This is a genomic window from Rhizobium cauense (assembly GCF_019511525.1).
GTDB lineage: Bacteria > Pseudomonadota > Alphaproteobacteria > Rhizobiales > Rhizobiaceae > Rhizobium > Rhizobium cauense.
In genome coordinates this window covers 187,077-213,325 of the sequence record NZ_JAEUAT010000011.1, presented here as the reverse complement: position 1 = coordinate 213,325, position 26,249 = coordinate 187,077, and the positions used below count along the sequence as shown (strand labels likewise).

At 59.0% G+C, this 26,249-nt stretch carries 26 protein-coding genes; 25 read left to right on the top strand and 1 reads right to left on the bottom strand.

What is annotated here, in order from left to right:
- Positions 1-1,894: O-linked N-acetylglucosamine transferase, SPINDLY family protein (locus tag JNB88_RS21125; protein WP_220357113.1), on the bottom strand; the 1,894-nt coding region annotated here is incomplete at its 3' end.
- Positions 1,895-2,230: 336 nt separating this feature from the next.
- Between JNB88_RS21125 and JNB88_RS21120 the strand changes: the two genes are divergently transcribed.
- The 25 genes from JNB88_RS21120 to JNB88_RS21000 all read left to right on the top strand — a co-directional run bounded on the left by JNB88_RS21120 (position 2,231) and on the right by JNB88_RS21000 (position 26,192).
- Positions 2,231-3,124: a flagellin N-terminal helical domain-containing protein gene (locus JNB88_RS21120; protein WP_220357112.1), complete on the top strand. Its 894-nt coding sequence runs from the start codon at positions 2,231-2,233 to the stop codon at positions 3,122-3,124.
- 284 nt (positions 3,125-3,408) lie between these two features.
- The gene (locus JNB88_RS21115) at positions 3,409-4,302 is read left to right on the top strand and encodes a flagellin N-terminal helical domain-containing protein (protein WP_220357111.1); all 894 of its coding nucleotides are present in this window, start codon (positions 3,409-3,411) and stop codon (positions 4,300-4,302) included.
- A gap of 254 nt (positions 4,303-4,556) precedes the next feature.
- Positions 4,557-5,465: a flagellin N-terminal helical domain-containing protein gene (locus JNB88_RS21110; protein ID WP_220357110.1), complete on the top strand. Its 909-nt coding sequence runs from the start codon at positions 4,557-4,559 to the stop codon at positions 5,463-5,465.
- 263 nt (positions 5,466-5,728) lie between these two features.
- Positions 5,729-6,694 carry a flagellin N-terminal helical domain-containing protein gene (locus JNB88_RS21105; protein ID WP_220357109.1) on the top strand — a complete coding sequence of 322 codons (966 nt, stop codon included), beginning with the start codon at positions 5,729-5,731 and terminating at the stop codon, positions 6,692-6,694.
- Between the two features lie 175 nt (positions 6,695-6,869).
- Positions 6,870-7,505: a hypothetical protein gene (locus JNB88_RS21100; RefSeq protein ID WP_220357125.1), complete on the top strand. Its 636-nt coding sequence runs from the start codon at positions 6,870-6,872 to the stop codon at positions 7,503-7,505.
- Complete coding sequence (locus JNB88_RS21095) at positions 7,502-8,770, top strand: MotB family protein (protein WP_220357108.1); 1,269 nt, start codon at positions 7,502-7,504, stop codon at positions 8,768-8,770. The genes JNB88_RS21100 and JNB88_RS21095 overlap by 4 nt, the downstream gene beginning before the upstream one ends.
- A gap of 3 nt (positions 8,771-8,773) precedes the next feature.
- Positions 8,774-10,078, top strand: a complete 1,305-nt coding sequence (gene motC, locus JNB88_RS21090; protein WP_220357107.1) for a chemotaxis protein MotC — start codon at positions 8,774-8,776, stop codon at positions 10,076-10,078.
- Between the two features lies 1 nt (position 10,079).
- Entirely contained in the window at positions 10,080-11,483 is a 1,404-nt protein-coding gene (gene fliK, locus JNB88_RS21085; protein ID WP_220357106.1) for a flagellar hook-length control protein FliK, read from the top strand.
- Positions 11,404-11,988, top strand: a complete 585-nt coding sequence (locus JNB88_RS21080) for a transglycosylase SLT domain-containing protein (RefSeq protein ID WP_197066827.1) — start codon at positions 11,404-11,406, stop codon at positions 11,986-11,988. Before fliK ends, JNB88_RS21080 begins: the two co-directional genes overlap by 80 nt.
- Before the next feature lie 283 nt (positions 11,989-12,271).
- A complete protein-coding gene (rem, locus tag JNB88_RS21075; RefSeq protein ID WP_037139209.1) occupies positions 12,272-12,943 on the top strand; it encodes a transcriptional activator Rem in 672 nt (223 codons plus the stop codon).
- 126 nt (positions 12,944-13,069) lie between these two features.
- Positions 13,070-14,359: a flagellar hook protein FlgE gene (locus tag JNB88_RS21070; RefSeq protein WP_220357105.1), complete on the top strand. Its 1,290-nt coding sequence runs from the start codon at positions 13,070-13,072 to the stop codon at positions 14,357-14,359.
- Between the two features lie 18 nt (positions 14,360-14,377).
- Positions 14,378-15,844 carry a flagellar hook-associated protein FlgK gene (gene flgK / locus JNB88_RS21065; protein WP_220357104.1) on the top strand — a complete coding sequence of 489 codons (1,467 nt, stop codon included), beginning with the start codon at positions 14,378-14,380 and terminating at the stop codon, positions 15,842-15,844.
- A 3-nt stretch (positions 15,845-15,847) separates the two neighbouring features.
- Positions 15,848-16,894 (top strand): flagellar hook-associated family protein, encoded by a 1,047-nt coding sequence (locus JNB88_RS21060; protein ID WP_037139217.1) that lies wholly within the window; start codon positions 15,848-15,850, stop codon positions 16,892-16,894.
- Positions 16,895-16,930: 36 nt separating this feature from the next.
- Positions 16,931-17,278 carry a flagellar biosynthesis regulator FlaF gene (gene flaF, locus JNB88_RS21055; RefSeq protein ID WP_037139220.1) on the top strand — a complete coding sequence of 116 codons (348 nt, stop codon included), beginning with the start codon at positions 16,931-16,933 and terminating at the stop codon, positions 17,276-17,278.
- The gene (flbT, locus tag JNB88_RS21050) at positions 17,275-17,724 is read left to right on the top strand and encodes a flagellar biosynthesis repressor FlbT (RefSeq protein WP_037139222.1); all 450 of its coding nucleotides are present in this window, start codon (positions 17,275-17,277) and stop codon (positions 17,722-17,724) included. The genes flaF and flbT overlap by 4 nt, the downstream gene beginning before the upstream one ends.
- Positions 17,715-18,152 (top strand): flagellar hook assembly protein FlgD, encoded by a 438-nt coding sequence (flgD, locus tag JNB88_RS21045; RefSeq protein ID WP_220357103.1) that lies wholly within the window; start codon positions 17,715-17,717, stop codon positions 18,150-18,152. Before flbT ends, flgD begins: the two co-directional genes overlap by 10 nt.
- Before the next feature lie 64 nt (positions 18,153-18,216).
- Positions 18,217-18,483, top strand: coding sequence for a flagellar biosynthesis protein FliQ (gene fliQ, locus JNB88_RS21040; RefSeq protein ID WP_037139226.1), 267 nt, complete (start codon positions 18,217-18,219; stop codon positions 18,481-18,483).
- 88 nt (positions 18,484-18,571) lie between these two features.
- Positions 18,572-20,659 carry a flagellar biosynthesis protein FlhA gene (gene flhA, locus JNB88_RS21035; protein ID WP_220357102.1) on the top strand — a complete coding sequence of 696 codons (2,088 nt, stop codon included), beginning with the start codon at positions 18,572-18,574 and terminating at the stop codon, positions 20,657-20,659.
- Positions 20,656-21,408: a flagellar biosynthetic protein FliR gene (gene fliR / locus JNB88_RS21030; RefSeq protein WP_220357101.1), complete on the top strand. Its 753-nt coding sequence runs from the start codon at positions 20,656-20,658 to the stop codon at positions 21,406-21,408. Before flhA ends, fliR begins: the two co-directional genes overlap by 4 nt.
- A 4-nt stretch (positions 21,409-21,412) precedes the next feature.
- Positions 21,413-21,826, top strand: coding sequence for a hypothetical protein (locus JNB88_RS21025; RefSeq protein WP_037139234.1), 414 nt, complete (start codon positions 21,413-21,415; stop codon positions 21,824-21,826).
- Between the two features lie 31 nt (positions 21,827-21,857).
- Complete coding sequence (locus tag JNB88_RS21020) at positions 21,858-22,424, top strand: rod-binding protein (RefSeq protein WP_220357100.1); 567 nt, start codon at positions 21,858-21,860, stop codon at positions 22,422-22,424.
- 17 nt (positions 22,425-22,441) lie between these two features.
- On the top strand, positions 22,442-22,807 hold the full coding sequence (locus JNB88_RS21015; RefSeq protein ID WP_037139240.1) for a hypothetical protein: 366 nt from the start codon (positions 22,442-22,444) through the stop codon (positions 22,805-22,807).
- Complete coding sequence (locus tag JNB88_RS21010; RefSeq protein WP_220357099.1) at positions 22,807-23,334, top strand: hypothetical protein; 528 nt, start codon at positions 22,807-22,809, stop codon at positions 23,332-23,334. The genes JNB88_RS21015 and JNB88_RS21010 overlap by 1 nt, the downstream gene beginning before the upstream one ends.
- 292 nt (positions 23,335-23,626) lie before the next feature.
- Entirely contained in the window at positions 23,627-24,382 is a 756-nt protein-coding gene (locus tag JNB88_RS21005; protein WP_220357124.1) for a WecB/TagA/CpsF family glycosyltransferase, read from the top strand.
- A gap of 187 nt (positions 24,383-24,569) precedes the next feature.
- Positions 24,570-26,192, top strand: a complete 1,623-nt coding sequence (locus JNB88_RS21000; protein WP_223217272.1) for a GumC domain-containing protein — start codon at positions 24,570-24,572, stop codon at positions 26,190-26,192.
- The last annotated feature ends 57 nt before the right edge of the window (positions 26,193-26,249 follow it).

Here is a 26,249-nt window from a genome sequence, read left to right as displayed (position 1 = left end):
GGGTGGGAACGTCGAGGTGATCTGGCTCGAGCCCAAGCTTCGCACGCTCGACCATCATCTCGTATGCCTTCTCCAGATGCAGCGTGAACCGCTCGGCATCGAAGAGCGGCATGATGCGAGCATTCTCCCTGAGCCGCTGCTTGAATTCGGCCATCCGTCCTGGGTTTGTGGCGAGTTCGACGGCCATGTCTTCATAAGATGCCTCGTCGGCCGCCACCAGTTCGGGTAGACCGGTTGCGTTGAGAAGGCTCTCGCTGACGCGGGAGGCGAAGTTCTTGCCCTTCAGTGTGAGCACAGGAAGACCGGCCCAGAGCTCTTCCGAGGAGGTCGTGTGGCCGTTGTATGGCCATGTGTCGAGCGCGAGGTCGGCAACCGCAAGCCTGCTTATATGGCTGTCGTACTTGCCGTACTGGCAGAAGATCACGCGATTGGCGGCGATGCCGCGCTTACGGAAGCGCAGAGCAAGATTTTCTTGGCTTTTCGCGGATGTTGTCATCAGCCACAATACTGCGTCCGGTGCCCGCTTCAGAATGCTGCACCAGATGTCGACGACGGCAGAGGTGATTTTGCGGTTCGCGTTAAACGAGGCAAAGATGAACTTTTCTTCCGGCAGCCCGAGCTGGCTGCGCGTCACAGGCATCGGGCGCGGCCTGTGAACAGGGTCGTTCGGCTGATAAGTCTCCGGCAGCCGCGCGAATTTCTCGTGATAGTGCGGCTTGGCGACGTCGGGCAGCACATATGGATCACCGATCACGTAATCGATGTCGGTGTTGATCGTGCTTCCCGGGAAACCCAGCCAGGAAACGTGAAGCGGTGCGGCGTCGTGGTTGAGCACATCGTAGCGGCTGTACTTGGTCGGGCCTTTGAGATCGACAAAGATGTCGATGCCATGGTTCCGTACCAGGCCGGCAATTTCGTCGTTGGACATTCCGCCCACCTCTACGATCTTTCCCCAGATGGAGCGGTCGGTGTTGTTGCGTTTGAGGTGGTCAGCCTGGGTGTGGCAATAGAGGGTTATGTCGAACCGTTCGCGATCATGTAATTCGAGAACGCGCCCCAGGAGCTTCATCGTTGCGTGGCCATCCCAGAAATCCGAGGACAGATACCCGATGCGCACCTTGCGCGCCCATTCGTGAGGGCGCGTGCGCCGGTCGCGTCGAGCTTCTTCGCTGATCTCGGTGGTGCCCGCAGTCGCCAGTTTGTTCAGCGCCTCGTCCCTGCACCATTGGAGATTGTAGAATGCGCTTTCGTGCTTGAAGAGCGATAGATCGCCCTGAGCGATCAATGCGTCGATCGCCGGCTGTCCCTTATCGGTTGCTTCGAAATCACAGGTCTCGCGGACCAGGAGCAGGTACAACAGGCGCAGGGCCAGGATATCCGGGAAGCGCCTGAAGAGGGTGCGGATGAGCGCGTCGGCGCTTCTGTCATGGGGATCATTGGTCAGCAAATATACCGAAAGCCGAACGTGATCCGGATTGTTGCTTTCGCCGAGGACCTTTCTGAAAGGACTGAGCAGGTCCATACGGCCGCGCTTCAGATAGATCGAAGCAAGAATGTAAGCGATGTCGGCGTCCTGGGGGAGCCGTGCCACCAGCCGCAGGGCCAGCAAATGGGCGTCCTCTTCGTTTCCGCACTCGAAGTGCAGCATGGCGGCGCGACGCAGATGTTCGAGGCCCGCCTTTCCGTCCATATCCCCGGCAAGAGCGAAGGCGAGAGCCGCGTCGGCCTTCATTCCCAATTGCAGGAGGTTCTTGCCGAGCAGCGCGTATGTCTTCCCGTCCTTCTGTTCGTCCAGCAACGTGTTCAGCGTTGTCAGGGACTGGAGATAGCGGCCGTTCTGGTAGTCTTTTGATGCGGTAGCGAACGAAACTTTGCTGTTCAAGACCAACTCCATGCGGAAATCGTGGCAATGCTGCGCTTGCGTGCATCTGTCGCCTCGCCCATGGGGTGGACTTATGGCGTAAACGCAGCTTCGCATCTTCCAGATTGCCCGATGAACCTTGCTCGAAACAGGTGTCGCTGAGAAAGCAATCGGCTGTTAACCATTGAAATGCTTCCCCTTTAGGCCGCGATCGACGTTAAGGAGTTCTCAAACATTGGCTGCGACATTCCTCCTCACATGACGGGTTTGGTTCCGAGGAAAACGGGCCGAGGGGCATGAGGCTGTTCCGTCATCACCGGTATAAAGTCCGGTAATGTCCTCCTTTGTATCTAGTTTTTGGGGACAACCATGACAAGCATTAACACCAACAACTCCGCAATGGCAGCTCTCCAGACGCTGCGGAATGTCAATAGCAACCTGTCCAAGACGCAGAACCATGTTTCCTCTGGTCTGCGCGTGGAAAAGGCATCTGACAACGCTGCCTACTGGTCGATCGCCACCACGATGAAGTCCGACAACAGCGCTCTCTCGGCCGTATCCGACGCACTCGGCATGGGTGCCGCCAAGGTTGACACAGCTTATACCGCTGTTGAAAGCTCCATCGACGTCGTCACGCAGATCAAGGCCAAGCTCGTTGCCGCGACCGAAGAAGGCGTCGACAAGGGCAAGATCCAGGACGAAATCACTCAGCTGCAGGACCAGCTCGAGAGCATCGCAAGCTCTGCTTCGTTCAACGGCCAGAACTGGGTCCAGAACACGATCGGCACGACCATGAGCGTCGTCTCCTCGTTCGTTCGTGACTCCTCTGGCGGCGTATCGGTCAACACCACCGCTTACACTTCTGGCGCTGACGACCTGCTGCTCGACGACACCGGCACCGACGGTATCCTCGGCGCGAACGGCACGGCTTCGACCTCCTCGATCGTCGGCTTCACGATCAGCAGCTCCACCACCAAGGGCGACATCGACAACCTGCTGACGGACGTCGAAACCGCTCTGGGCAAGATGACGGCACTGGGCTCGAAGCTCGGCTCGATCTCGACCCGCATCGACCTGCAGTCCAACTTCGTGTCCTCGCTGAGCGACGCGATCGACTCCGGCGTCGGCCGCCTCGTTGACGCTGACATGGAAGAAGAATCTTCCAAGCTCAGCGCCCTGCAAACGCAGCAGCAGCTGGCGATCCAGTCGCTGTCGATTGCAAACTCCTCGTCGCAGAACATCCTCTCGCTGTTCCGCGGCTAATAGCCGGCGAAGGTCTGGACAATCGAAACTTTATGCGGCCGGGCATCCCCCGGCCGCATTTTCGTTAACACGCAGTTAATGAACGTTAACACCTAAGTAACGGATTCTTTTAGCAATTTTCTTAATTCGGTTCAGTGTTTCTTAACTATGTTGGGGTCTTATGTGCCCATCGAAACGGTGAGTTGACCGAATAAAGAATCGTCAACAGGCATGACGCTGACCGCCGTTCCCGGTCAAAATCCGGATGTCCCTTTCTACACATCGCCGAACAAGGGGCACTAATCATGACAAGCATTCTGACCAACAACTCCGCAATGGCAGCTCTCCAGACGCTGCGGAACGTCAACAGCAACCTGTCTGATACCCAGAACCGCGTTTCCTCTGGTCTGCGCGTGGAAAAGGCAGCTGACAACGCTGCCTACTGGTCGATCGCCACCACGATGAAGTCCGACAACGGCGCTCTCTCGGCCGTATCCGACGCACTCGGCATGGGTGCCGCCAAGGTTGACACAGCCTATACCGCTGTTGAAAGCGCCATCGACGTCGTTTCGCAGATCAAGGCCAAGCTCGTTGCCGCGACCGAAGAAGGCGTCGACAAGGGCAAGATCCAGGACGAAATCACTCAGCTGCAGGACCAGCTCGAGAGCGTCGCAAGCTCTGCTTCGTTCAACGGCCAGAACTGGGTCAAGAACACGATCGGCACGACCATGAGCGTCGTCTCCTCGTTCGTTCGCGACGCCGCAGGCGGGATCTCTGTCAACACCACGGCATACGACTCCACCGCTGACGACCTGCTGCTCGACGACACCGGTACCGACGGTATCCTCGGCGCGAACGGCACGGCTTCGACCTCCTCGATCGTCGGCTTCACGATCACCAGCTCCAGCACCAAGGGCGACATCGACAACTTGCTGACGGACGTCGAAACCGCTCTGACCAAGATGACGGCACTGGGCTCGAAGCTCGGCTCGATCTCGACCCGCATCGACCTGCAGTCCAACTTCGTGTCCTCGCTGAGCGACGCGATCGACTCCGGCGTCGGCCGCCTCGTTGACGCTGACATGGAAGAAGAATCTTCCAAGCTCAGCGCCCTGCAGACGCAGCAGCAGCTGGCGATCCAGTCGCTGTCGATTGCAAACTCCTCGTCGCAGAACATCCTCTCGCTGTTCCGGAGCTAATAGCGGGAACCGCAAGGGTTCTGGAAAAACAGCCGCCGGTCTTCCGGCGGCCATCAGGAAGCCGCTCTCGCTCGAGAGCGGCTTTTTTATTGTTCGTTAACTCCTCGTTAACCAAACTCGTGTTTTCTGCCGTCAACGAAACGGTATGTTAACCAACCTTAAGAGGCGGTTAGCAGGCATGACGCTGATTGCCGTTCCCGGTGGCGGACCGGAATGTCCCTTTTCGATATTTGCCAGTAAGGGGCGAAATTTTCATGACCAGTATTTTGACGAACGTCGCGGCGATGTCCGCTCTCCAGACCCTGCGCAGCATCAGTGGTAACCTGGAAGACACGCAGAATCGTGTGTCCTCGGGCTATCGCGTCGCGGAGGCCAAGGACAACGCTGCCTATTGGTCGATTGCAACGACCATGCGTTCCGACAACAAGGCGCTTTCCGCTGTCTCGGACGCCCTCGGCCTCGGTGCTGCCAAGGTCGACACGGCTTACTCGGCAATGGATTCCGCGATCGACATCGTCTCCGAGATCAAGGCGAAGCTCGTCGCTGCAACCGAAAAGGGCGTCGACAAGACGAAGATCCAGGACGAGATCTCCCAACTCCAGCAGCAGCTGCTGAGCGTTGCGCAGTCGGCGTCTTTCTCCGGCGAGAACTGGGTTGCGGGCAACACCACAAAGAGCGTCGTTTCTTCCTTCGTTCGCGATACAAACGGTCAGGTCTCCGTGCAGACGACCGAATATACGCTGGACGACGGCTCGCAAGGCAACGTTCTCTTCGGCGTCACGGCCACGGGTGCTATCGATACCGCGACCGGCATCATAGGCACGAGCAACGGCACGATCGGCTCGATCTTCGCTATGGACATCACAGCCTTCGACTCAGGCGAAATCAACCTCGCTCTGACGTCCGTTGAGGATGGCCTCAACTCCCTTACGAAGGCGGCGTCCCAGCTCGGATCCATCTCGACGCGCATCGATCTTCAGGAAAGCTTCGTGTCCAACCTGAGCGATTCAATCGACTCCGGTGTCGGCCGCCTGGTCGACGCGGACATGGAAGAAGAATCGAGCAAGCTGACGGCGTTGCAGACACAACAGCAATTGGCCATTCAGTCGCTGTCGATTGCGAACTCCAGCGCGCAAAACATCCTTACCCTGTTCCAGAACTAAGACGTTCTTGGCCGTCTCTACGGCTAGCGAAAGCTGCACCCTCGGGTGCAGCTTTCTTTTTGTTTTTGAAGCGAAAATCAAGATTGCGCGAGGCTTGCGCCGGTGAGCGGCGGGCCCTTGCGCCACCCGCAAGCCTTGGTTACCTTCTGTTCACAATTGATTTGTTTTCGCGACAAGCCGGCTGAATGACAGCCGGCGGCATGATGCCAAGCCAGTCGCCGCCGGCTGCCGGCCTGCCTCTTTCCCTACGCCAGAGCCCGAAAATGACCTATAAAATCACGAGTGCCGGACAGGTAAATGCCCTCGCAGCATTGCGCATCATCAACAAGGAAGTTGCGACGGCGCAGCAACAGGTGTCGTCGGGGTATCGCGTCGAAACCGCCGCGGACGATGCGACCTATTGGTCTTTTGCCAGTGTATTGCGCTCCGACAGCAGTTCGCTGCAGAACATCCACGACGCTCTGGGCGTCGGTGCCTCAAAGGTCGATACCGCCTACACGGCGATGGAAGGTCTTATCGATCAGCTTGGCGAAATTCGCGCGACCCTCGTATCCGCCCAAGAAGTTGGCGTCGACAAGGAGAAGCTCAACACCACGCTGACCGAGCTGAAAAACCAGCTCCAAACAACGGTGCAGTCGACCAACATTGCCGGCGAAAACTGGTTGCTCAACCGGGATGCGACCTTGCCGACCTCCCGAAGCGCGATTGGCGGCTTCACACGCGGGACCAATGGCGAATACCAGGCGCAGACGATCAGCTATCCCGCAGATCAAACCGTGATGATCGATACGGCCGATGCTGGCCGCGGCTTGCTGACGAAAGCGGTCGATGCCAACACCCTGAACCCGGATGGCACATCGACGGCCCGCAACTACTACCTGCTTTCCGCCGGATCGACTGTGCCGGCTGCCGGAAACGAGATCAAGCTGGATGCCACCACCACGCCGGCGCAGATCACCGATATGCTCTCCGTCGTCGACAAGCTGCTCACGACCTTGACGACAACGGCGGCAGGCCTCGGCATCATGAGTGCCCGTATCAACGACCGGATCGACTACACCGCCGATATGTCGGATCTGATCGACAAGGGTGTCGGCGCTCTGGTCGATACCGATATGGACGAAGCTTCGGCCCGCCAGAAGGCACTGCAGACGCAGCAGCAGATGGGCGTTCAAACAATCTCGATCCTCAACACGGCCGCGAGCAAGGTCCTGATCCTTCTGCAGTGACAAACCGCGAGGTGCGCTGCCGGCTTCTTCATTCGGCTGCGCCCCTTCATCTTCGCGCAAGTTTGACTTCCTAGTTTCGATACAAAGGCGCAGTGCGGAGACCGTGCCTGAAGAGTTGTCAGTTCATGGTGGGGCGCGGCATGTCGCAGATTTCTGCAGCTACGGGGGTGGTTCGGTGAGCGCGCTGCTTTCTCGATACTTGAAGGATTTTGGCGAGCCCGCCGTGATTGCGCCCGCCGCGGAAGCTGATGATTTCCCGCACGATTTCGGTGATTTCGCAGGCATTCCTGCTGAACCGGTCGTCGATATCGAAGCAGAACGTCGCAGTGCTCATGCCGACGGTCATGCCGAAGCGACTGCGGAGTTGGCGGAAAAGTATGAACTCGAGGCGCAAACCGTTGCTCTCGTTCACCAGCGTGAAATCGAAGAGCTTCGCAGCCGGTACGAAGCCGAGACGGCGGAGCTGATCGCCTCCCGACTGGATACCATTGCGGGCGAGATCGCAGCGCTGGTCAGCGCGACTGTCGCGACGACCCTCGCGCCCGTTATGACCGACGTCATGTCGAAAAAGGCCGCAGCAAACCTCGCTGTCATCCTTCGCGAGGCGATGCTTGAGGGAGACGTCGGTACGGTGACGGTTAGGGGCCCGGCGCCCCTGTTCGAGGTGCTGAAGAATACCCTTGGCGAGAAGGCGGGTCTTCTGCGCCACCATGAAACGAGCGATGTCGACCTGACGGCCGAATTTGGCGACGCTGTACTTGTCACGCGTCTGTCGGCCTGGGCGACCAGCTTGAAGAAAGTCCTGGAATGAGTGATAGCGAAAACCACCATCACGGCAAAAACGAGATCATCATCGTCAAGCGGCATGGCGGCGGCGATCACGATGGTGCGCACGGTGGCGCCTGGAAGATTGCCTATGCCGACTTCATGACGGCGATGATGGCGTTCTTTCTCGTCATGTGGCTGGTGAATGCTGCGAACGAGGAAACCAAGGCGTCCGTCGCGACCTACTTCAACCCGATCAAGCTCGCCGACGAAAAGCCGACGGAGAAGGGCCTGAAAAAGCCTGTCGATCAGGCTGATGGCGACCAGAAACAGGACAAGTCGAAGGAAAAAGAGGACGAACCCACCAAGGGTGCATCGGCCGCAAACGGTGACGATCAGACGTCCACGTCGGGCGATCAGACCAACTACTCGGAAGCGGACTTCTTCGAGAACCCGTATTCTGTTCTGGCGGAGATCGCACAGGAAGTCGGTCAGCAGGCAAATGTCAGCGCCAAGGGCGAGGGCGGAGCCAGCGAGTCCGGTCCGGCTACAGGTGCCGACGGCGGAGAGGCCTACCGCGACCCCTTCGATCCGGATTTCTGGACCAAGCAGGTGGAAGTGACGCAGGCTGACAAGAAACAGCCGGCGTCGAAGGACACGCCAGCCGATAGCGCGGCAGAAGCGACGGAAGTTGCCAAGGCCGAATCCGAGAACCCTGCGGATCTGACAAACGGCAAGACGCAGGAAGAGCAAGCGGCGGAGGGCAAGACGCCCGAGCATGCGGCCTCATCCAAGACGGCCGCTGAAAGCAAGGAAGGCAGCCAAACCGAAGCGCAGAAGGCGGCCGAGCAGAAGCAAGCCCAGGACCTGCAGAAGGAAATCTCTCAGCAGATCAGCGGCGTTGCCGGAAAGCTGGCCGAAGGACTCACGGTGACGCCTTCGGAAGGTGGCCTGCTCGTCAGTATTTCCGACCAGAGCGACGACTCAATGTTCAATATCGGATCGGCCGTTCCGCGCAAGGAAATGGTCCTTGCGATGGAAAAGATCGGCGAGATCCTGAAGGGCAAGCCAGGTGCCGTCGTCATTCGCGGGCATACCGATGGCCGTCAATACAAGGGCGAAAACGAGAACTGGCGTTTGTCGATGGATCGCGCTCAGGCGGCCTACTACATGATCGTTCGTGGTGGCGTCGACGAAAAGCGCATCTCCCAGGTGTCGGGCTTTGCCGACCGCAAGCTGAAGGATCAGGCGGATCCCTTCAACGCCACCAACAGACGTATCGAAATACTGCTGCAGGCGGATCAGGGATAATTCATGGTCCGTCACCACCGCCATCTCCTGCTTCTGCTCCTCGGTCTCGCAGCCAGCCCGGCCGCGCCGGCCTACGCGGAGGATCAGGAGGATATTGCGCCCTACAAGATGCTGCGTTCGCTGCAGTTCGTCCAGGACTCCGTTGTGCTCGGCGACCACTCGGCAGCGGAGATGCAGCGCTTCATGCTGGGTACGATCGATCAGCGCCTCAGAACCATCGATCCGTCCGTGTTTGACGACGACCGCAACGTCGATGCGGCGCTGGTGTATGCGATGAGCGGCGGCAATCCGCAGACGCTCGAATACCTCGTCTCGCGCGATGTGAATGGCTACTTCGACAACCGCGTCAGCGACGTCTTGCGGAAGTATCTGAGCGGCAAGGGATTGTTGGTCGCCCAGAGCCTTGTCGAGACCGCGAATGAATACAAAGACAAGAAAATTGGTCCCTACCTGGCCCTGGTCGGTGGCAACGTCACCATCGCCAAGAGCCCTATGGAAGCGCTGAAGCTCTATGATCAGGCACGCCTCAGTGCGCCGGGCACGATCGTCGAGGAGGCGGCACTGCGCCGTTCGGTATCGATTTGCGTCGATGCCGGAATGGTGGACAAGGGCCTCGACTATTCGCAGCGCTATGTCCGCCGCTTCCTGCATTCGCCCTACGCAAGCCAATTCGCGGACCTGTTCGTCAAACTGCTCGTGAACCATAATCACGAGGTGAAGCCGGACGATGTCGTTAGCATCCTTTCGTTCATGGATGAACCTCGGCAGCGGGAAGTCTATCTCCGCATCGCCCGCGCTGCTGCGATCGCCGGCAAGGGCGATCTCGCGCGTATGGCTGCCGCTCGCGCTCAGACACTCGCCGGCGATTCCGACAACGCCTTTGGCGCGCTGGCAGACTTCTATGGTGGCATGGCGGCTATTCCGACGGACAAGATCGATACGGCTGCCAAGAACATTGCCACGATCTCCGACGACGAGTTGTCGCCCCGCGACAAGGCGCTAAGAGCCGCGGCAAGGGCAGTTGCAGAACAAGTGCTTCGTCCGCCGGACCCGGCAAGCTTGACGCAAGCGACCACCCCTAAATCTCACGAGCAAGAAATTACGTCTGAACAGGCAGCAGCGTCGACGGAGGCGGAGCAGGGGGAAATACCGAACCCTGATCCGGCTCCTGTTGCGGGGGAAGCGATATCGGCCGCACCTTCCGAGGGAGGACAGGGGGACGCGGATCCATCGTTCAGCGCGTTCGTGACGTCGAGCCGATCGCAACTGGATGAGATTGACGGCCTCTTGAACAAGGAAAGCAACTGAGATGGTGGATATCAGCGTTTCGGGGGGAGCGTCTGGAGCAGGGGCTAGCTCTGTTGCCGGCGTCGGTCGTCAAACTGGCAACAGCGGCGATCCGGATACAGGCGGGTTCTCTGACGTCCTGAACAAGGCTAGCGGAAAGCAGGACACTGGAGGGCAGTCCGGCCAGCACGCCGATGACGGCAGCGTATCGAATGCGCCACGTCAAACGAGCGCGAGGGCATTGATCGATCTCGGTAACGCGTCGCTGGCGACGCAGACGGAGACGAAAGAAAAAACGCCAGGTTTGGACGACAAAGAGACGAAGAAAACGGAGCGTGACTCGAAAACCGGCGGTAAGCACGCTGGCAAGGCCGAGCCGGAGCATCTCTCGGACAAGCTGGACGATAAAGTAACGGCGGAAGCCGTGAAGGGCGACAAGCCGACAAAGGAGGACGCCCCCGACGCCAAGAATGGCGCCGACGACGACAGCGCGCTTTCTGATGTCCTGAGCCTGCTGAAGCAGTTGCCGACCGACGCAACGGCCGCATCGGCATTTGCGGCAATGACCGCAGCAACGAACCAGAAGGTAGACCCGAAGTCCTCGGTCGATGCCAAGGAAAAGTCCGTCAACGGCATGAAGCTCCGGGACGAGGCAGTCACTGACACCGATCCGGTGAACCTCGAGGCCACCGTGGGCGCAGAGCTCCCCGGCACCGAGGATTCTAGCGACATTGAGGGCGCGACCTTCAGGCTGAGCCGCGCTGACGGTCGCGGTCAGTCCATGGACATGCATCTCGGCATCGACAACGACGCAGCCGCCGAATCCGGCGGCAAATCGGGCGTGGAAAGTGTCGCCATTCTCGACTCGCGCCGCTACATCGGCCTTGCGCAGAACACCAATTCCGCAGCGGTGACCGCGGCGATATCGGGCGATCGCGAATGGGCCCATGCCATGCAGGCCAGTTCCGCGTTGTCGAACGCCGCTGAGTGGACCAGCACCGGCAAGGTCGTGAACACGCTCAAGATCCAGATGAACCCGATAGACCTCGGCCTTGTCACGGCGACGATGCGGCTGCAGGGCGACGCACTGAACGTTGACCTGAAGGTCGAGACCGGAGCGGCCTACAGGCAGCTCAAGGAAGACCACCACAAGATCATCGAGGCATTGCGCGGTCAGGGCTATGCGATCGACAACGTGACGATCAGCATGGCGCCCGTAGACCGCTCGGACACTGGCAATCAGGCCGGCGCCCAAGGCCAGTCGCAGGGCCAGACGCAGCAAGGCCAGGGCGGCGAGGCGCGTGAACGCCAAAATCAATCAGGGCAGCGAACTGGCGGAGGCTTCAATGGCTCGGGTGAAAGCAGTGTTGAAAGCACTTCTTCTGGCGCCACTGGCAGCGGTCGCGCTGGCGACGTCTATCTCTAGCGCGCAGGCCTCGAACAGCGCCTGTGAGAGGGAAATCCAGACAGCGGCGCTGAAGTATGGCATCCCCGAGGGCATACTCTATTCCGTCGGTCTGACCGAGACCGGACGCAAGGGCTCGCTCTATCCTTACGCGCTGAACATCGAGGGCAAGGCCTTCTTTCCATCCTCGGAGCAGGACGCCTTGAGGCAGGTCGATGTGGCGCGCAGATCGGGTGCGAAGCTCATCGACATCGGCTGCATGCAGATCAACCAGTACTACCATGGTGAGAATTTCCAGTCGGCGGAAGAGATGTTCGACCCCCGTCGCAACGTGGAATACGCTGCGAAGTTCCTGCGTAACCTTCACGACAGGCACGAAACCTGGACGATGGCCGTGGCTCGTTACCACGCCGGCCCCAACAACGACCCCGCCCAGAAGCGATATGTGTGCCGGGTCATCGCCAATCTGGTCGCCACCGGCTACGGCAAGTGGACTCCCAATGCGAGCAACTTCTGCCAGAACTGACACAATCAAAGATAGCGGAAAACAGAACAAATCAGAAATGTGTCATATTGTGGCGAGATTCTGTCTCAATATGGCGAAGCAAATCACATTTTAGGCTTTGTTAACTTTTCCACGAAATTTTTGTGTGCATAAAATGCGACTGCTACTACATGTAGATCAAATCGCGCCTCAATTCTTAATCAACTATTAATTTCTGCCAGTGAGTTCCTACAGCTTGTCCCAGAATCGCGCGATTCGTACCCATAGAGCATCGAGGTACCACCAGTGATTCGGAGGCGGACGAATGATCGTAGTGGTTGATGAGCGTGAGCTCGTGAAGGATGGATACACTTCACTTTTTGGACGGGAAGGAATTCCCTCCACAGGTTTTGATCCGAATGAATTCGGGGAATGGGTTCAGGCGGCAGCGGATTCCGATATTGCGGCTGTTGAGGCGTTCCTGATCGGGCAGGGGCAGCAGACTTTCGAGCTGCCGCGCGCGATCCGCGACCGGACCATGGCGCCGGTGATTGCGGTCAGCGATCAGCCGTCACTGGAAAACACGCTTGCACTTTTTGATTGTGGCGTCGATGACGTCGTACGCAAGCCCGTCCATCCCCGCGAGATCCTCGCTCGTGCCGCCGCGATCCGGCGTCGCCTGAAAGCGATTTCCAGCCACACCGACATTGGCGCGATCCGCGTGTTCTCGGACGGGCGCGATCCTGAGATTCACGGCGAAGTTTTTGCGCTTCCCCGTCGCGAGCGTCGAATCCTGGAATACTTGATCGCGAACCGCGGTCGGCGTGTCACCAAGACCCAGATATTCAACGCGATCTACGGGATCTTCGACGAGGAAGTCGAAGAAAACGTCGTTGAAAGCCACATCTCCAAGCTGCGGAAGAAGCTGCGGAAGAAGCTCGGCTTCGATCCGGTCGATTCCAAGCGCTTCCTTGGCTACTGCATCGACTGGAACTGATTTTTAAACCGGGCCTCAGTCGCCCGGATCTGGTCGCTTATTTCGCGACGACGGTTCGGCCCCAGACAGCTTCACGCAAGGCCCACCAAATACTCTCAAGCCTACTAAGGGAATCGAGGTTTTCAGATGAGCATTTTTGGCAGCATGAAGACGGCAGTGTCCGGCATGAACGCCCAGGCAAACCGCCTCAGCACCGTCGCCGACAACATCGCGAACGCAAACACGACGGGTTACAAGTCCGTTTCGACCGCCTTCTCGTCGCTGGTCCTGCCATCGACCTCCGGCAACTACAATTCGGGTGGCGTTCAGTCCGCCGTTCGCCAGTCTGTTTCCGAGCAGGGTGACATCTCCTACACGACCTCCCCCTACAACCTGGCGATTTCAGGGGATGGCTTCTTCATCGTTCAGAGCCCGGATGGCGTTCCGGTTCTGACCCGCGCCGGCGACTTTACCAAGGACGACCAGGGCAACCTCGTCAACGCCGCCGGCTTCAAGCTGATGGGCTATTCCTACGACTCCGGCGCGCCGTCCGTCGTCGTCAACGGCTTCTCCGGTCTCGTCCCGATCAACGTCAACCAGTCCGGTCTGACTGCGATCGAGTCGACGACGGGCACGTTCACCGGCAACCTGAACTCGAATGCCAACGTTGCGACCGGCAACCTGCCGAGCTCCAACACGGCGCCGATCACCGCCGACACGAAGCAGATGTCGATGGTCGGCTACGACAAGCTCGGCAACACGGTCCAGTACGACTTCTACTTCACCAAGACAGCGGCCGCGACGGCCGGTCCGCCGGCAACCTCCGGCACCTGGCAAGTTGCAGTCTACCGCCATGATGACGCGGCGACAGGTGGGACGTCGTCCTTCCCGTACTCGTCCGCTGCAGTTGGCACTACGTCTCTGACCTTCGACGCAAACGGCAAGATGGCATCCACATCCACCGGCGCGATGACGCTCACGGACCCGGTAACGGGTGGATCGATCGCCATGGATCTCAGCGGCTTCACGCAGCTCGCATCCGAGTTCGCCGGCAGCGGCACGCCGAATGGCCAGGCAGCCAGCCCGGTCGATAGCGTGTCGATCGACAAGGACGGTACGGTCTACGCCAAGTACAAGGATGGAACGTCGAAGCCGCTTTATCGCGTGCCACTCGCAACCGTTGCGAGCCCTGACAACATGACGCTGATGAGCGGCAACGTCTACAGCGCCAACGGACAGTCGGGCGTTACGGTCACCGGCTTCCCGCAGACCAACGGCTTCGGCTCCATTCAGTCGGGCGCACTGGAAAGCTCGAACGTCGATCTCGCCGGCGAACTGACCGAGATGATCGAGTCGCAGCGCAGCTACACCGCCAATTCCAAGGTCTTCCAGACGGGAGCCGACATCATGGACGTTCTCGTCAACCTCAAGAGATAAGTAGGGTTCGGGTAAGCCATGTCGCTCACTTCCGCACTGAATACTGCGCAGAGCATATTCAACAACACCGGCACTCAAAGCAGTGTGGTGTCGAACAATATCGCCAACTCCAGCAACAGCGACTACGTGCGCCGGCAGGCGCTGATCAGCACTTCGCTGAACGGTTCGCAGGTCGTGAAGATCAGCCGCGCGCAGGAAGACGCGCTGCTGCGGCAGTGGCTGAAGGCGAGCGCCCAGGACAGTGGTCAACAGACCCTGCTCAGCGGTCTCAGCGACCTGAAATCCATCATGGGTGGAAACGACTACGAAACGTCGCCGGCAACTTACCTTGCGACGTTTCGTGAAAAACTGCAGGCCTTCGGCACGTCGCCGAGCAGCACCACCGCTGCACAAAGCGCGATTACCGCGGCGCAGGATGTCGCCAATTCGCTGAACAACGCGACAAAGTCCGTTCAGGCGATACGCCGGGACGCTGACAAGGAAATCGCAACGCAGGTTGCGACGCTTAACTCGCTGCTCGCCCAGTTCAAGACGGCAAACGACGCCGTCAAGAGTGCTACGGGGACCGGCGGCAATCCGGCCGATGCTCTGGACGAGCGCGACAAGCTGCTGAAGCAGATATCCTCCATCGTGGGCGTGAACGCGGTCGATCGCGACAACGGCGACATGGCGCTCTATACCACGGACGGAACGGTCGTTTTCGATACGATCCCGCGCACCGTGACCTTCGTTGCACAGGACACCTATACCGCACAGACGCAAGGCAACGGCGTCTATATTGACGGCGTTCTGCTCGGCAAGGGGCAGGGTTCGACGACGACGGCGCAGGGAAGCCTACAGGCGCTCCTGCAGGTGCGCGATGATATCGCGCCGACGTTCCAGTCGCAGCTCGACGAGATTGCGAAGTCTCTGGTCACCATGTTTTCGGAGACGGGTGGAACGCCCACAACGACACAGCCAGGCCTCTTTGTCTGGAGTACGGCCGCGGGAACACCGGGTGGCACGCCGACGACAACGGGCGTGATCGACGGCATCGCGGGCACCATCACGGTAAACACTGCGGTCATCACCAGCCAGGGCGGCGACCCGATGAAGCTGCGCGATGGATCGATCTCGGGGCTCACCAACCTCAATACGACGAACAGCAGCGGCTTTTCAGACAATCTCGACGCGCTCTACACCGAGATGGGCAAGGCTCAGACCTTCTCTTCGGATGCGGGCATTTCGTCGAATGTCAACATCATGGACTACGCGTCGAATTCGGTCGGCTGGCTCGAGCAATACCGAAGCGACGCAACGACCGCTTCCGAAAATACGTCGGCTGCACTCTCGCGCTCGACGGAAGCTTATTCCAACGAGACCGGCGTCAATCTCGATGAGGAACTGACGCTCCTTCTCGACATCGAGCAATCCTACAAGGCGGCCACGAAAATTTTGAATGCCGTCGACGAGATGTTGAAGTCATTGCTGGACATAGCGAGTTAAGCCATGAAAAGTTCATTTATTTCTAGCTCTGCAATTCAAGACGCAATGCGATTGACGATCCGTCAGACGCAGAAGCAGCTGATTACCTCTTCGCTGGAGGCAACCACGGGCGTCTACGCCGATATCGGCGCGTCGCTGGGTTCCGGGGCCGCCAAGAGCGTGAACTTCACGTCCGAAATCAGCCGTATCGCAGCCCTCAAGGGCAGCAACTCCGTCGTTTCCGGTCGGCTTGAAGCCTCGCAGCTCGGCCTCGACAGCATGAAGAAGGCGGGTGACGCGCTCGTTTCCAAGCTGACCGCGCTTCAGGGCAGCCAGGACAAGACCAGCATCACGGTGGCCATGCAGTCTGCCGGCGACGCTCTTTCGCAGCTCATGGATACCGGCAACACCATGCTGAACGGCGAATACCTGTTCTCCGGTATCAACACCGATGTGCAGCCGTTGAAGGATCAGTCGGCCACGGTGACCGCCAACATCACGGCGGCGCTTGGCACCTACGCGGCCTCACTCAGCAAGACGGTTGGCGAACTCACCGGCCCCGAGATGGAAACCTTCATCACCGGCACGGTCGAGCCGATGTTCTCCGAGGCTAGCTGGACCGATCCAACCACGGGCTGGTCGAGCGCTTCCAATCAGAACATGACCAGCCGCATCAGCAACTCGGAAGTCGTGACCTCATCGACCAACGCGAACTCGGAAGGCATGCGCTACTTCGCACTGGCTTCGATTACTGTTTCGGCGCTGGCCGGCCAAGGCCTCAGTGCCGACGCACTGGGCAAGGTGACCTCCAAGGCGATCGGCTATGCCGCCCAGGCGACGACGGGCATCGTCACGCAGGCAAGCCAGCTCGGCCTTTCGCAGGAGCGGGTCGAGAAGGCCAACGACGCACTCGATGCGCAGTCGAACATTATTCAAAACAAGCTCGTCGATCTCCAGGGCGTGGATACGTCGGAAGCGTCGACGCTGGTGAATACACTCCAGACCCAGTTGGAGACGGCCTACACCATTGTCTCGAAAATCCAGCAGTTGAGTCTCGTGAACTACCTTTGATGATCAGAGGTACGAAAGACAAAGAAGGATGCATGAATGTATCAGTTCTCTTACGCCGAGGTCATACAGGACTCGGTGGCCGATGCGAAGGAGCGGGAGCGTCAGGTTCTCGATCGATCCATCGAGCTGCTGTCCATTGCGCGGGACAAAGAGAAGTACAGCCGGGAAGCCATTGATGCATTGTTCTATACCCGGCGTGTTTGGGTGAGCTTCATCGAAGACCTCAAGCATACGGACAATCAGCTTGAGGTCCAACTGCGGGCCAACCTCATTTCCATCGCGATCTGGATCTTGAAGGAGTGCGATAGGATCAGGCGCCGGCAATCGACGAATTACCAAGGCATTATAGACGTTACCACCATCATCAGGGATGGCCTAAAATGAAAAGCACACTTCGTATCTCGCTAAAAGCCGGGGAAAAAATCTTCATCAACGGTGCGGTCCTGCGCGTCGATCGCAAGGTCGCGCTGGAATTCCTGAATGATGTAACGTTCCTTCTCGAAAACCACGTCCTCCAGCCGGAAGATGCAACGACGCCTCTGCGCCAGCTCTATTTCATCGCGCAGATGATCCTCATCAATCCTGAGGGCAAGGAGCAGTCGACTGCGATGTTCCGCAAGTCGATCACCATGCTGCTGACCTGCTTCCGGAATGAAGAGGTTCTTGCCGAACTGAAGCGCATCGACGGCCTCGTCTCGACGGGACGCGCGTTTGACGCACTCAAGGCGATCCGTGGTCTCTATTCGATCGAAGACAGCATCCTCAACAATCAGGAAATGCCGCCGACGATGGTCGAGCAGATTCGCAAGGAGATTGCACCATGGCGGTAGACGGCGTTTCAGGCACGTCGAGTTCGACTTCGTCGAGCACGGCAAGCGCGCAGACGAAGGCGACGCTGAACTACGACAGCTTCCTGCAACTGCTCATCGCCCAGATGAAGAACCAGGATCCGACGGACCCGATGGATGCCAGCGAGCAGATGTCTCAGCTGGCAAGCTTCTCGCAGGTCGAACAGACGATCCAGACGAACACGAAACTGGACTCCTTGCTCGCGAGTTCGAGCCTGACACAGGGCAGTAGCTACATCGGCAAGTACATGACCAGCGCCGACGGCACCGTCAAAGGCACGGTTGCTTCGGTCAAGGTCTATTCCGACGGAATTATCGCGACGACGACCGACGGGAAGAGTATCCTTGTGCAGGCGGGAATCACCCTGTCCGACAAGGCGCCGACGACTGACACTCCGTCGTCGAGCTGAGTGCAATTATGACGCGGTTCGGCCACCTCGGGCGAACCGCAAGGCGATATGAGGTTGCCTGGCGATGAATGAAGCTGATGCTCTTGACCTTTTCCAGGCAGCGATCTGGACCGTTCTCGTTTCTGCCGGCCCGGCGGTTGCGGCGGCCATGATTATCGGTCTGATCATCGCCGTGTTCCAGGCGTTGACACAGGTTCAGGAAGCAACGCTCACCTTCGTTCCCAAGATCGTCGCCGTCCTCGTCACCATTGGCATCTCCGCTCCGTTCGTCGGATCGCAGATTTCGATTTTCACCAACCTGGTGTTTTCGCGCATTCAATCCGGCTTCTGAGCCACCTTCGCGCAAGCTTCGCCATTTAACACTCGGTCCGAATTGGTGGGCATCATGCCCGCACCTCTCATGAAGAGACGGAATCGAAATGGCGCAACCTCCCGCACTTCCCCTCCCGAAAGCCGGACTTAGCGTACGTGATATCGGTTTTGCCATGGGCATCATCGTTATCATCTGCGTCCTGTTCCTGCCGATTCCACCATTTTTGATCGACATGGGACTGGCTTTCTCGATCGCCTTCTCGGTGCTGATCCTGATGGTGGCGCTGTGGATCCAGAAGCCGCTCGATTTCTCGTCCTTCCCGACCATCCTCCTGATCGCGACGATGACGCGATTGGCGCTGAACATCGCAACCACCCGCGTCATCCTTTCGCATGGGCACCAGGGTCACGACGCCGCCGGAGGCGTTATCGCAGGCTTTGCAAGCCTCGTGATGTCCGGCGACTTCGTCATCGGTCTGATCGTCTTCCTGATCCTGATCACCATCAACTTCATTGTCATCACCAAGGGTGCGACGCGTATCGCGGAAGTCGGCGCACGCTTCACCCTCGATGCCATCCCCGGCAAGCAGATGTCGATCGACGCCGACCTCTCGGCCGGCATCATCGACGAGAAGGAAGCACAGCGCCGCCGCAAGGAGCTGGAAGAGGAAAGCTCGTTCTTCGGTGCGATGGACGGTGCGTCAAAGTTCGTGCGCGGCGATGCCATCGCCGGCCTTCTGATCACCTGCATCAACATTTTCGGCGGCATCATCATCGGCTACTTCCGCCATGGCATGCCGATTTCCGAAGCCGCCGACGTCTTCGTCAAGCTCTCGGTTGGCGACGGCCTTGTGTCGCAAATGCCGGCCCTCATCGTTTCACTCGCAGCCGGCCTTCTCGTGTCGCGCGGCGGCACCGTAGGCTCGACCGAGCAGGCGGTCGTCAACCAGTTGAGCGGCTATCCTCGCGCACTTTCGGTTTCGGCGGTGCTGATGGCCATCCTCGGGTTGATGCCGGGCCTGCCGTTTGTCCCGTTCATGTTCCTTGCCGCTCTTCTCGCATTCGGTAGCTGGTTTATCCCGCGTCAGGTCGAGGCCGAGAACAAGGCTCGGCGCGAGCAGGAAGAAAAGAAGGTCGTCCAGAACAAGGAACTTGAGAAGGACTCCGTCAAGTCGGTTCTGCGCACCTCCGAAATCGAGCTCGCCCTCGGCAAGATGGTTTCGACGCGCCTGCTTGGCGCCCACCAGGAACTCGCCTTCCGCGTCGGCAAGATGCGCAAGAAATTCGCGACGCAGTACGGCTTCGTCGTTCCTGAGATCAAGGTCACCGACGATATCGGCATCTCCGAGAAGTCCTATCAGATCCGCATTCACGGTACGACCGTCGCGTCCAACTTGCTGCGTGTCGGTGAAGTTCTCGTCGTCACCGGTTCAGGCCGCAAGCCGAGTATTCCCGGCGACGAAATTCGCGAGCCCGCCTTCGGCATGCCGGCCGTTTCCATCCTCGAAGCTTTTGCTGATGATCTGAAACGCGAGGGCTTCCAGCCGATCGACAACGTGTCCGTCGTGCTGACCCACATGAGCGAGGTCATTCGCAACAACCTGCCGGCACTCCTGTCGTACAAGGACGTGAAGGTGCTGATCGACAGGCTCGATCCGGAATACAAGAAGCTCGCGGACGAGATTTGCTCGTCGCACATGTCTTACTCCGGCTTGCAGGCTGTGCTGAAGCTTCTGCTTGCGGAGCGCGTATCCATCCGCAACCTGCATCTCATTCTGGAAGCGGTAGCCGAACTCGCGCCGCATGTCCGCAAGACCGAGCAGATCGTCGAGCATGTTCGCGTGCGTATGGCCCAGCAGCTTTGCGGCGACCTCGCGGACAATGGTGTGCTGCGCGTGCTGCGACTCGGCAGCAAGTGGGACCTCGCCTTCCACCAGGCCCTGAAACGCGACAACAAGGGCGAAGTCGTGGAATTCGACATCGATCCGCGCATGCTTGAGGAATTCAGCGAAGAAGCAACGAGCGTTATCCGTGAATTCATGGACCGCGGCCTGCCTTTCGCCCTTGTCACCTCGCCGGAAACACGCTCCTATGTGCGCATGATCATCGAACGGTTGTTCGCAACGCTCCCGGTCCTGTCGCATGTCGAGCTGGCCAAGGGCATCGAGATAAAGATTCTGGGCTCGATTTCATGATAACTGACCCGCAAGGGACTGTTCTGGCGCTTTTCCTTGTTTTCTGCCGGATTGGCGGCTGCGTTTTGGCGATGCCGGGCTTTTCATCGGCCCGCGTCCCACCGCAGCTCAGGGTTTTCATAGCCGCCGGCCTGTCCCTTGCGATCCTGCCTGTCCTATGGGACACGGTCTATCCGATCGTCCATACGTCGAATGCCACCTATATCGGCTTCATCTTCAGCGAATCGCTGATTGGTGTCATGTACGGGATGCTGGCACGTCTCTACACGCTCGGCCTGCAGTTCGCGGCCAGCGTCATCGCGATGATGATCGGCTACACGCAGCCGAGCGCGGCCGATGTTTTTGAAGACACCCTCGAAACCAGTCTTTCGGGTTTCATAACCTTCGCGGGCATGATGATCCTGTTCATGATGGACTTTCATCATGTCGTGTTCCGAGCGCTGGTGGATTCCTACACCTCGATGCCGTTCGGCGGCGTCATGCCGATGCGCAGCACGCTCATTTCGTTTTCCGACACATTGTCATCGACGTTCATGATCATGCTGCGGCTGTCGAGCCCCTTCCTGATCTACGGCCTGATGTTCAACATCGCTATCGGCTTCATCAACAAGCTGGCGCCGCAGATTCCGGTGTACTTCATATCGACGCCCTATCTGCTTCTCGGCGGTCTCTTCCTTTTCTACTTCTCGGTTGCGGCGCTTGTCAGTCAGTTCGCCCAATCTTTCGCCAGCGTGTTCATCGGCAGGTAACGGTATGACGGACAAGACGCGCTCCCAGAAACTCAAGCGCCTCGTCGCGGTTCAGCGGCATCTCGAGCAGATGGCCGAATTCGATCTTGCCGAAACGAGCCGCCAGCGCGCGGAAGTCAACGAACAGATGGACAGCGTCATTCTGGCGCTTGGCTCCATGGATCCGGTCCACCATGCCTTTTCGCAGGGCTATGCCGATCGCTTCAACCGGCTCGGCATCAAGGACAAGCAGTTGACCGGCATGCAGCAGATCCACGAGATGCGGGTCATGCAGGAGCGGGCAAAGGGCGACCGGTTGGAGGACGGCATGCGCGAGGCGCTTGAAACCGAGCGCCGGGAAGCCGACGACAACGCAGTCTATGATCTCATCGATCAAAAATTCGGTACGCCAGCCTCCAGCAAGCTTCAAAAATCATAATCGTCGCAATCTTAATCAAGAGGATTGTGACTTGGCTATTTCACCTCCGAGTGATCTGGTCCTGGATGTTGTCAAAGCTGCCGACCCGCTTGAGGTTCAGGCAGCCCAGGAAAAACTGAAGGCAAACCAGGCTGCTTTTGCCGCCAACAGCCTGGCGGAAGCAGGCAATGGCTTTACATCTGCCGTCGATATTCTCGACCGCGCCGCGGGCAAGACCGGTTTGAGCGACAGCAAGAACCGCAGCACCAAGACGGAAGAGGTGCCGGAAACCTACCGCAAGTTCGAGGCGATGGTTCTGCAGAACTTCATCAAGAACATGCTGCCGAACGACAGCGAGGAAGTCTACGGCAAGGGCGCGACCGGCGATATCTGGAAAGGCATGATGGCCGAACAGCTCGGCAACGAGATTTCCAAGGGTGATGGCATCGGCATCGCCAAGCAGCTTTATCAAGACGCGCTGAAGAAGCAGGAGGGCAAGGTCGCGAACGCCTCCACCGATCAGGACGATCGCAATATGGCGCTGAGCATGATCGACGACTTCCAGCGCAAGACGTTCGGTACACCAACTGCGGACAACAAGTCCGCCAATGACGCCTGAGGGAATCGAGGACAAAAATGGAAATAATCTCGAACGAATACCGCATCAAATCGGTTCTTGGACGCCTCGAAATGATCATCGACAACGAGAACACGCGTATCGGCAACGATCCGCAATTCGATCTCAAGGTGTCGAATACCCATAAGAGCCGCTGCCTTTACGAATTGTCCATGCTCTTCCGCGACACGGATCCGAAGGAACTGGCGGCTTCGCACCTTGACCAGTTGCATGGCCTGAAGAAGAAGCTTGCGCTGAATGCACGGCGCGTGGAGGCTCATCTGGAAGCGGTCCGCACTGTTGCCGATCTCCTGAAGAGCGCCGTCCAGGATGCTGATGCCGACGGCACTTATTCCCAAGAGCAATTTGTGGCACGTGACGCTTGATGATTAAGCTCGTTCTGACAGGCGTCTGGGTTTGCGCGATCACGCTGGCATCGGTCTATTTCTCGGTGCAGATGGCGACGGCTCCTGCACCGGCTCCCGATGATTCAAAGCAAAGCCAGTTAGAGCTTGTAAAGGGCGAGACGATCACTGTGCCGATTATAGCCGATGGCGCAGTCACCGGCTATTTCCTCGGCAAGGTGTCCTTCATGATGAACAAGGAGACGGTGAAGAACCTCACCTTGCCTCTGACGGAGCTGACCACCGACGAACTGTTCACGCTGCTCGTCGGCAACAAGATGGTCGACATTTCCAACATGAAGTCTTTCGATCCGAATGCCTTCCGGGAGATGATCAAGAAGGACATCAACAAGCATCTGGGCGGGGACTATATCGACCAGGTGATGCTGGAGCAGCTGGACTATCTATCCAAGGAAGACGTCAAGGCGAACGCATCCGGACAGCAGAAGAAGACGGCCAAGCCCGTCAACGTCGTGGCCCCGGCGTCAGTCGCGGAAAAGGTCGAGTAAGTAGGCTCATTTCGGAAGCGGCGCCTTTGGCGCCGCTTTACGTTTCCGGCTGACCCACTTGGTTAACGGTGTCTTTCTTCGCAGCGAAAAATTGAAGTCATTTCTCTAAGGGATAGTTGAACTCGCCCTGCTACAAGCCCTGTCGATGGGCTGACCGTGCACCGGCATTCCGGTTCCGGAATTCTTTCACGCGCTCCCAGGCGACCCGATCGGCCGATGTTGAGTCGTCCGGTGCGGCTATGTGATGTTCCCTGGATGCAGCAGCATGAAACACTACCGTCAGGAAGCCGGCATGAACCTGATCGCGAACTTCGCGGTCCCATCCTCGCGCCGCGCAATTTTCGATCTACCTGTCTGCGATCTTGGCTGGGACGATGCGCTCGTATTCGTCAACGAACTCCTCACGATCCCGGCGGGGCAGACATCCGTATCGTTCGTCAACGCCCACAAAATGCTGATGGCGCTACGCGATCGCGAATACCGTGCCGTTCTCTCGCAGGATTTGCTGCTTCCTGATGGCGCGGGTCTTGATCTCGCATCGAAGGTGGCGCACGGGTCGCCGTTTCCTGCCAGCCTCAAGGCTGCCGATTTCGTGCCGGCGCTGCTGACCTTCATGGAGCCGCCACGACGTATCGGCCTTATCGGTGGCCCGCGCGAAGCGGTGAACAAGACGGCTGCGAAGTTCCGGCGGCACGCACCGTGGCATGACGTCGTTGTCGTGTCTGAGGGCTTCTCCGAGAAGGAGGTCTCATCGGTGGTGGTCGAGGACCTTGACCGGCAGAAGTTCGACATCCTTATCGTCGGCACGAGCAGTCCCTCACGGGAGAAATGGCTTCGCAAGAACATTCGGGCGGACCACGCGCGACTCGTGCTCAATGTCGGCGATCTGTTCGAAGTCACGGCCGGCGCATTTGCGCGCGAGCCAAAGGTCGTTCGGATGGCCAGGCTCAAGCCCTTGCGGCACGGTTTCGGCTCGGCCGCTTTTCTGTATTACGTGCTCCGCCATCGCGCGACACGCCGTAAGCGGATATTGAAGCGACCCTACTAAGGGTCGCTTGTCGCGCCGATAGGTTGACGCCAGTTAACTATTTCTTTGCCATGACGATTTAAGGTTGGTTAACCATCCGCACCCCGCGGCTGGGCTCGACCGTTCATACGCGTGAGATGTGGCGATGCGCGACCGCAATCCGAGAAACCAAGCCTTCCGCTCGCCTGCGGCGCCAGCGGGCGGCCCCATGCCGTCATCGTTCGATGCGTCGGCGATGCCGGCCGCAGAGGCGAGATTGCTGGGCGTGATCGAGCGTGCGCTGAAGCAAGAGCAGGCCAACTGTGATGCCGTCGTAGCGCCTCCGCTTGTCAGTCGCATCGAAACGATACTGGGCAAGCGGCTTGAAGCCGCAAACGATGTCGAGGCCACACCCCTCGATCCGCTTCCCGCAGCCTCGCCCGAGGTCGCGCTCCCCACGCAGGCGGTTGCCAAGAAGGGACGCGTTAAACACCTCGCCGTTGCCGGGTTGATGTGCGCGCTGGGTGCTGCGAGTGGCACGCTTATCCCCGTCGAACCGGCGCTCTATAGTGCTGAAGGCACGCTCGCCATACACGGCGCCGGTGGAGACAATGCTGCCGTCGCCAAGGCGGCCGAAAAGACGCTTTCATCCTCCCACACGATTGCGGCCGCGGTCGCTGCGTTGAAGCTCGATCACGACCCGGAGTTTTCAGGCGCATCGTCCGACGCATTCAAGGTGGCGGTCGATCTGTTGTCGACAGATGGCTCGGCAGCCGACCCTGTTTCGCGCGCTGAGGCATCACTCGCGTCTGCGATCCATACCGCGACCGATCCTCGCGCAGGCACGATCAGCTTGGCCGTGACGACAGGCAGTGCTGAAAAATCCACGCGGATTGCCGGTTACCTTGCATCGGTGGTGGCCGGTTCCGGAAGCAAGATTGCCGCTGCCGACGGCGGTTTACTGAAGAACGCGGACGATGCGGCCCGCCTCGAGCTCGCCTCCTTCACCCAGAAAAGCGGTGAAGGCAATGTGAAGGTCGCGACCGACCTGCAGCAGCAGATTGCAGGCGTTGATGCCGAGTTGACCGCAGCGGAACAGCGGATCGTCGGTGCCCAGGACAAGGCCGCGCGGCTGAAGCCTACTGCGGTGAGCGATATCCTCTCCGGTACCGCAGCCGCGGACCTCATGTCGCCTGCACTTCTCGATCACCGCGACCGATATGTGGCGGCGCAACTGTCGCTTTCACAATTGTCGGCCAACCTCGGCCCCCGCCATCCCCGACTGCAGGCACAGCAGGCGGAGGTCGACGGGTTGCGCAACGCGATCGCCGAGGATCTTGATCGTATGCTTCGGGAAGCAAATGACGATGTGAAGGCCGTCACGGCAGAGAAGCGCCAGCTTAACAGCCATCGCAACGCGCTTATTGCTCGGAGCAAAGACACGGGTGTCGATTTGGCGAAGCTCACCGAGCTGCGCGACAAGGCGAGCGCCGCGCGCTCGCGCCTGGAGGATGCGATCACCACAGGAGCCGTCCCGCCCGGCGCGGGGACAGTACGGCTGGAAAAGGCTCTGAACGTCGCCGTGCTGCCGGCAGGTCAAGCCTGGCTTGCTCCGCTGCTTGGTGCTCTTGCCGGACTTGCATTTGGCCTCGCCGCCATCTCCGTCCGAGCGCGGGCCACCTTGGCCGCGTCCGCAAGGAAGGAGCCGTCGCTCCTTGCTTCCGCGCCTGTGCAGGCCGCCGCTTCACGACAGGCGGAGGATCGGGTCAATGCACCTGAAGAGGTGGATATCATCCGCGCCGAGCTTGCCGCCATGCGCCACAGGCTGCGCACCCGACCGGCTACATCCTGACCTTGCCACGACACGATTGTTCTTGCATTTGCCGTTTTAGGCAGGATAGGGCGTGGA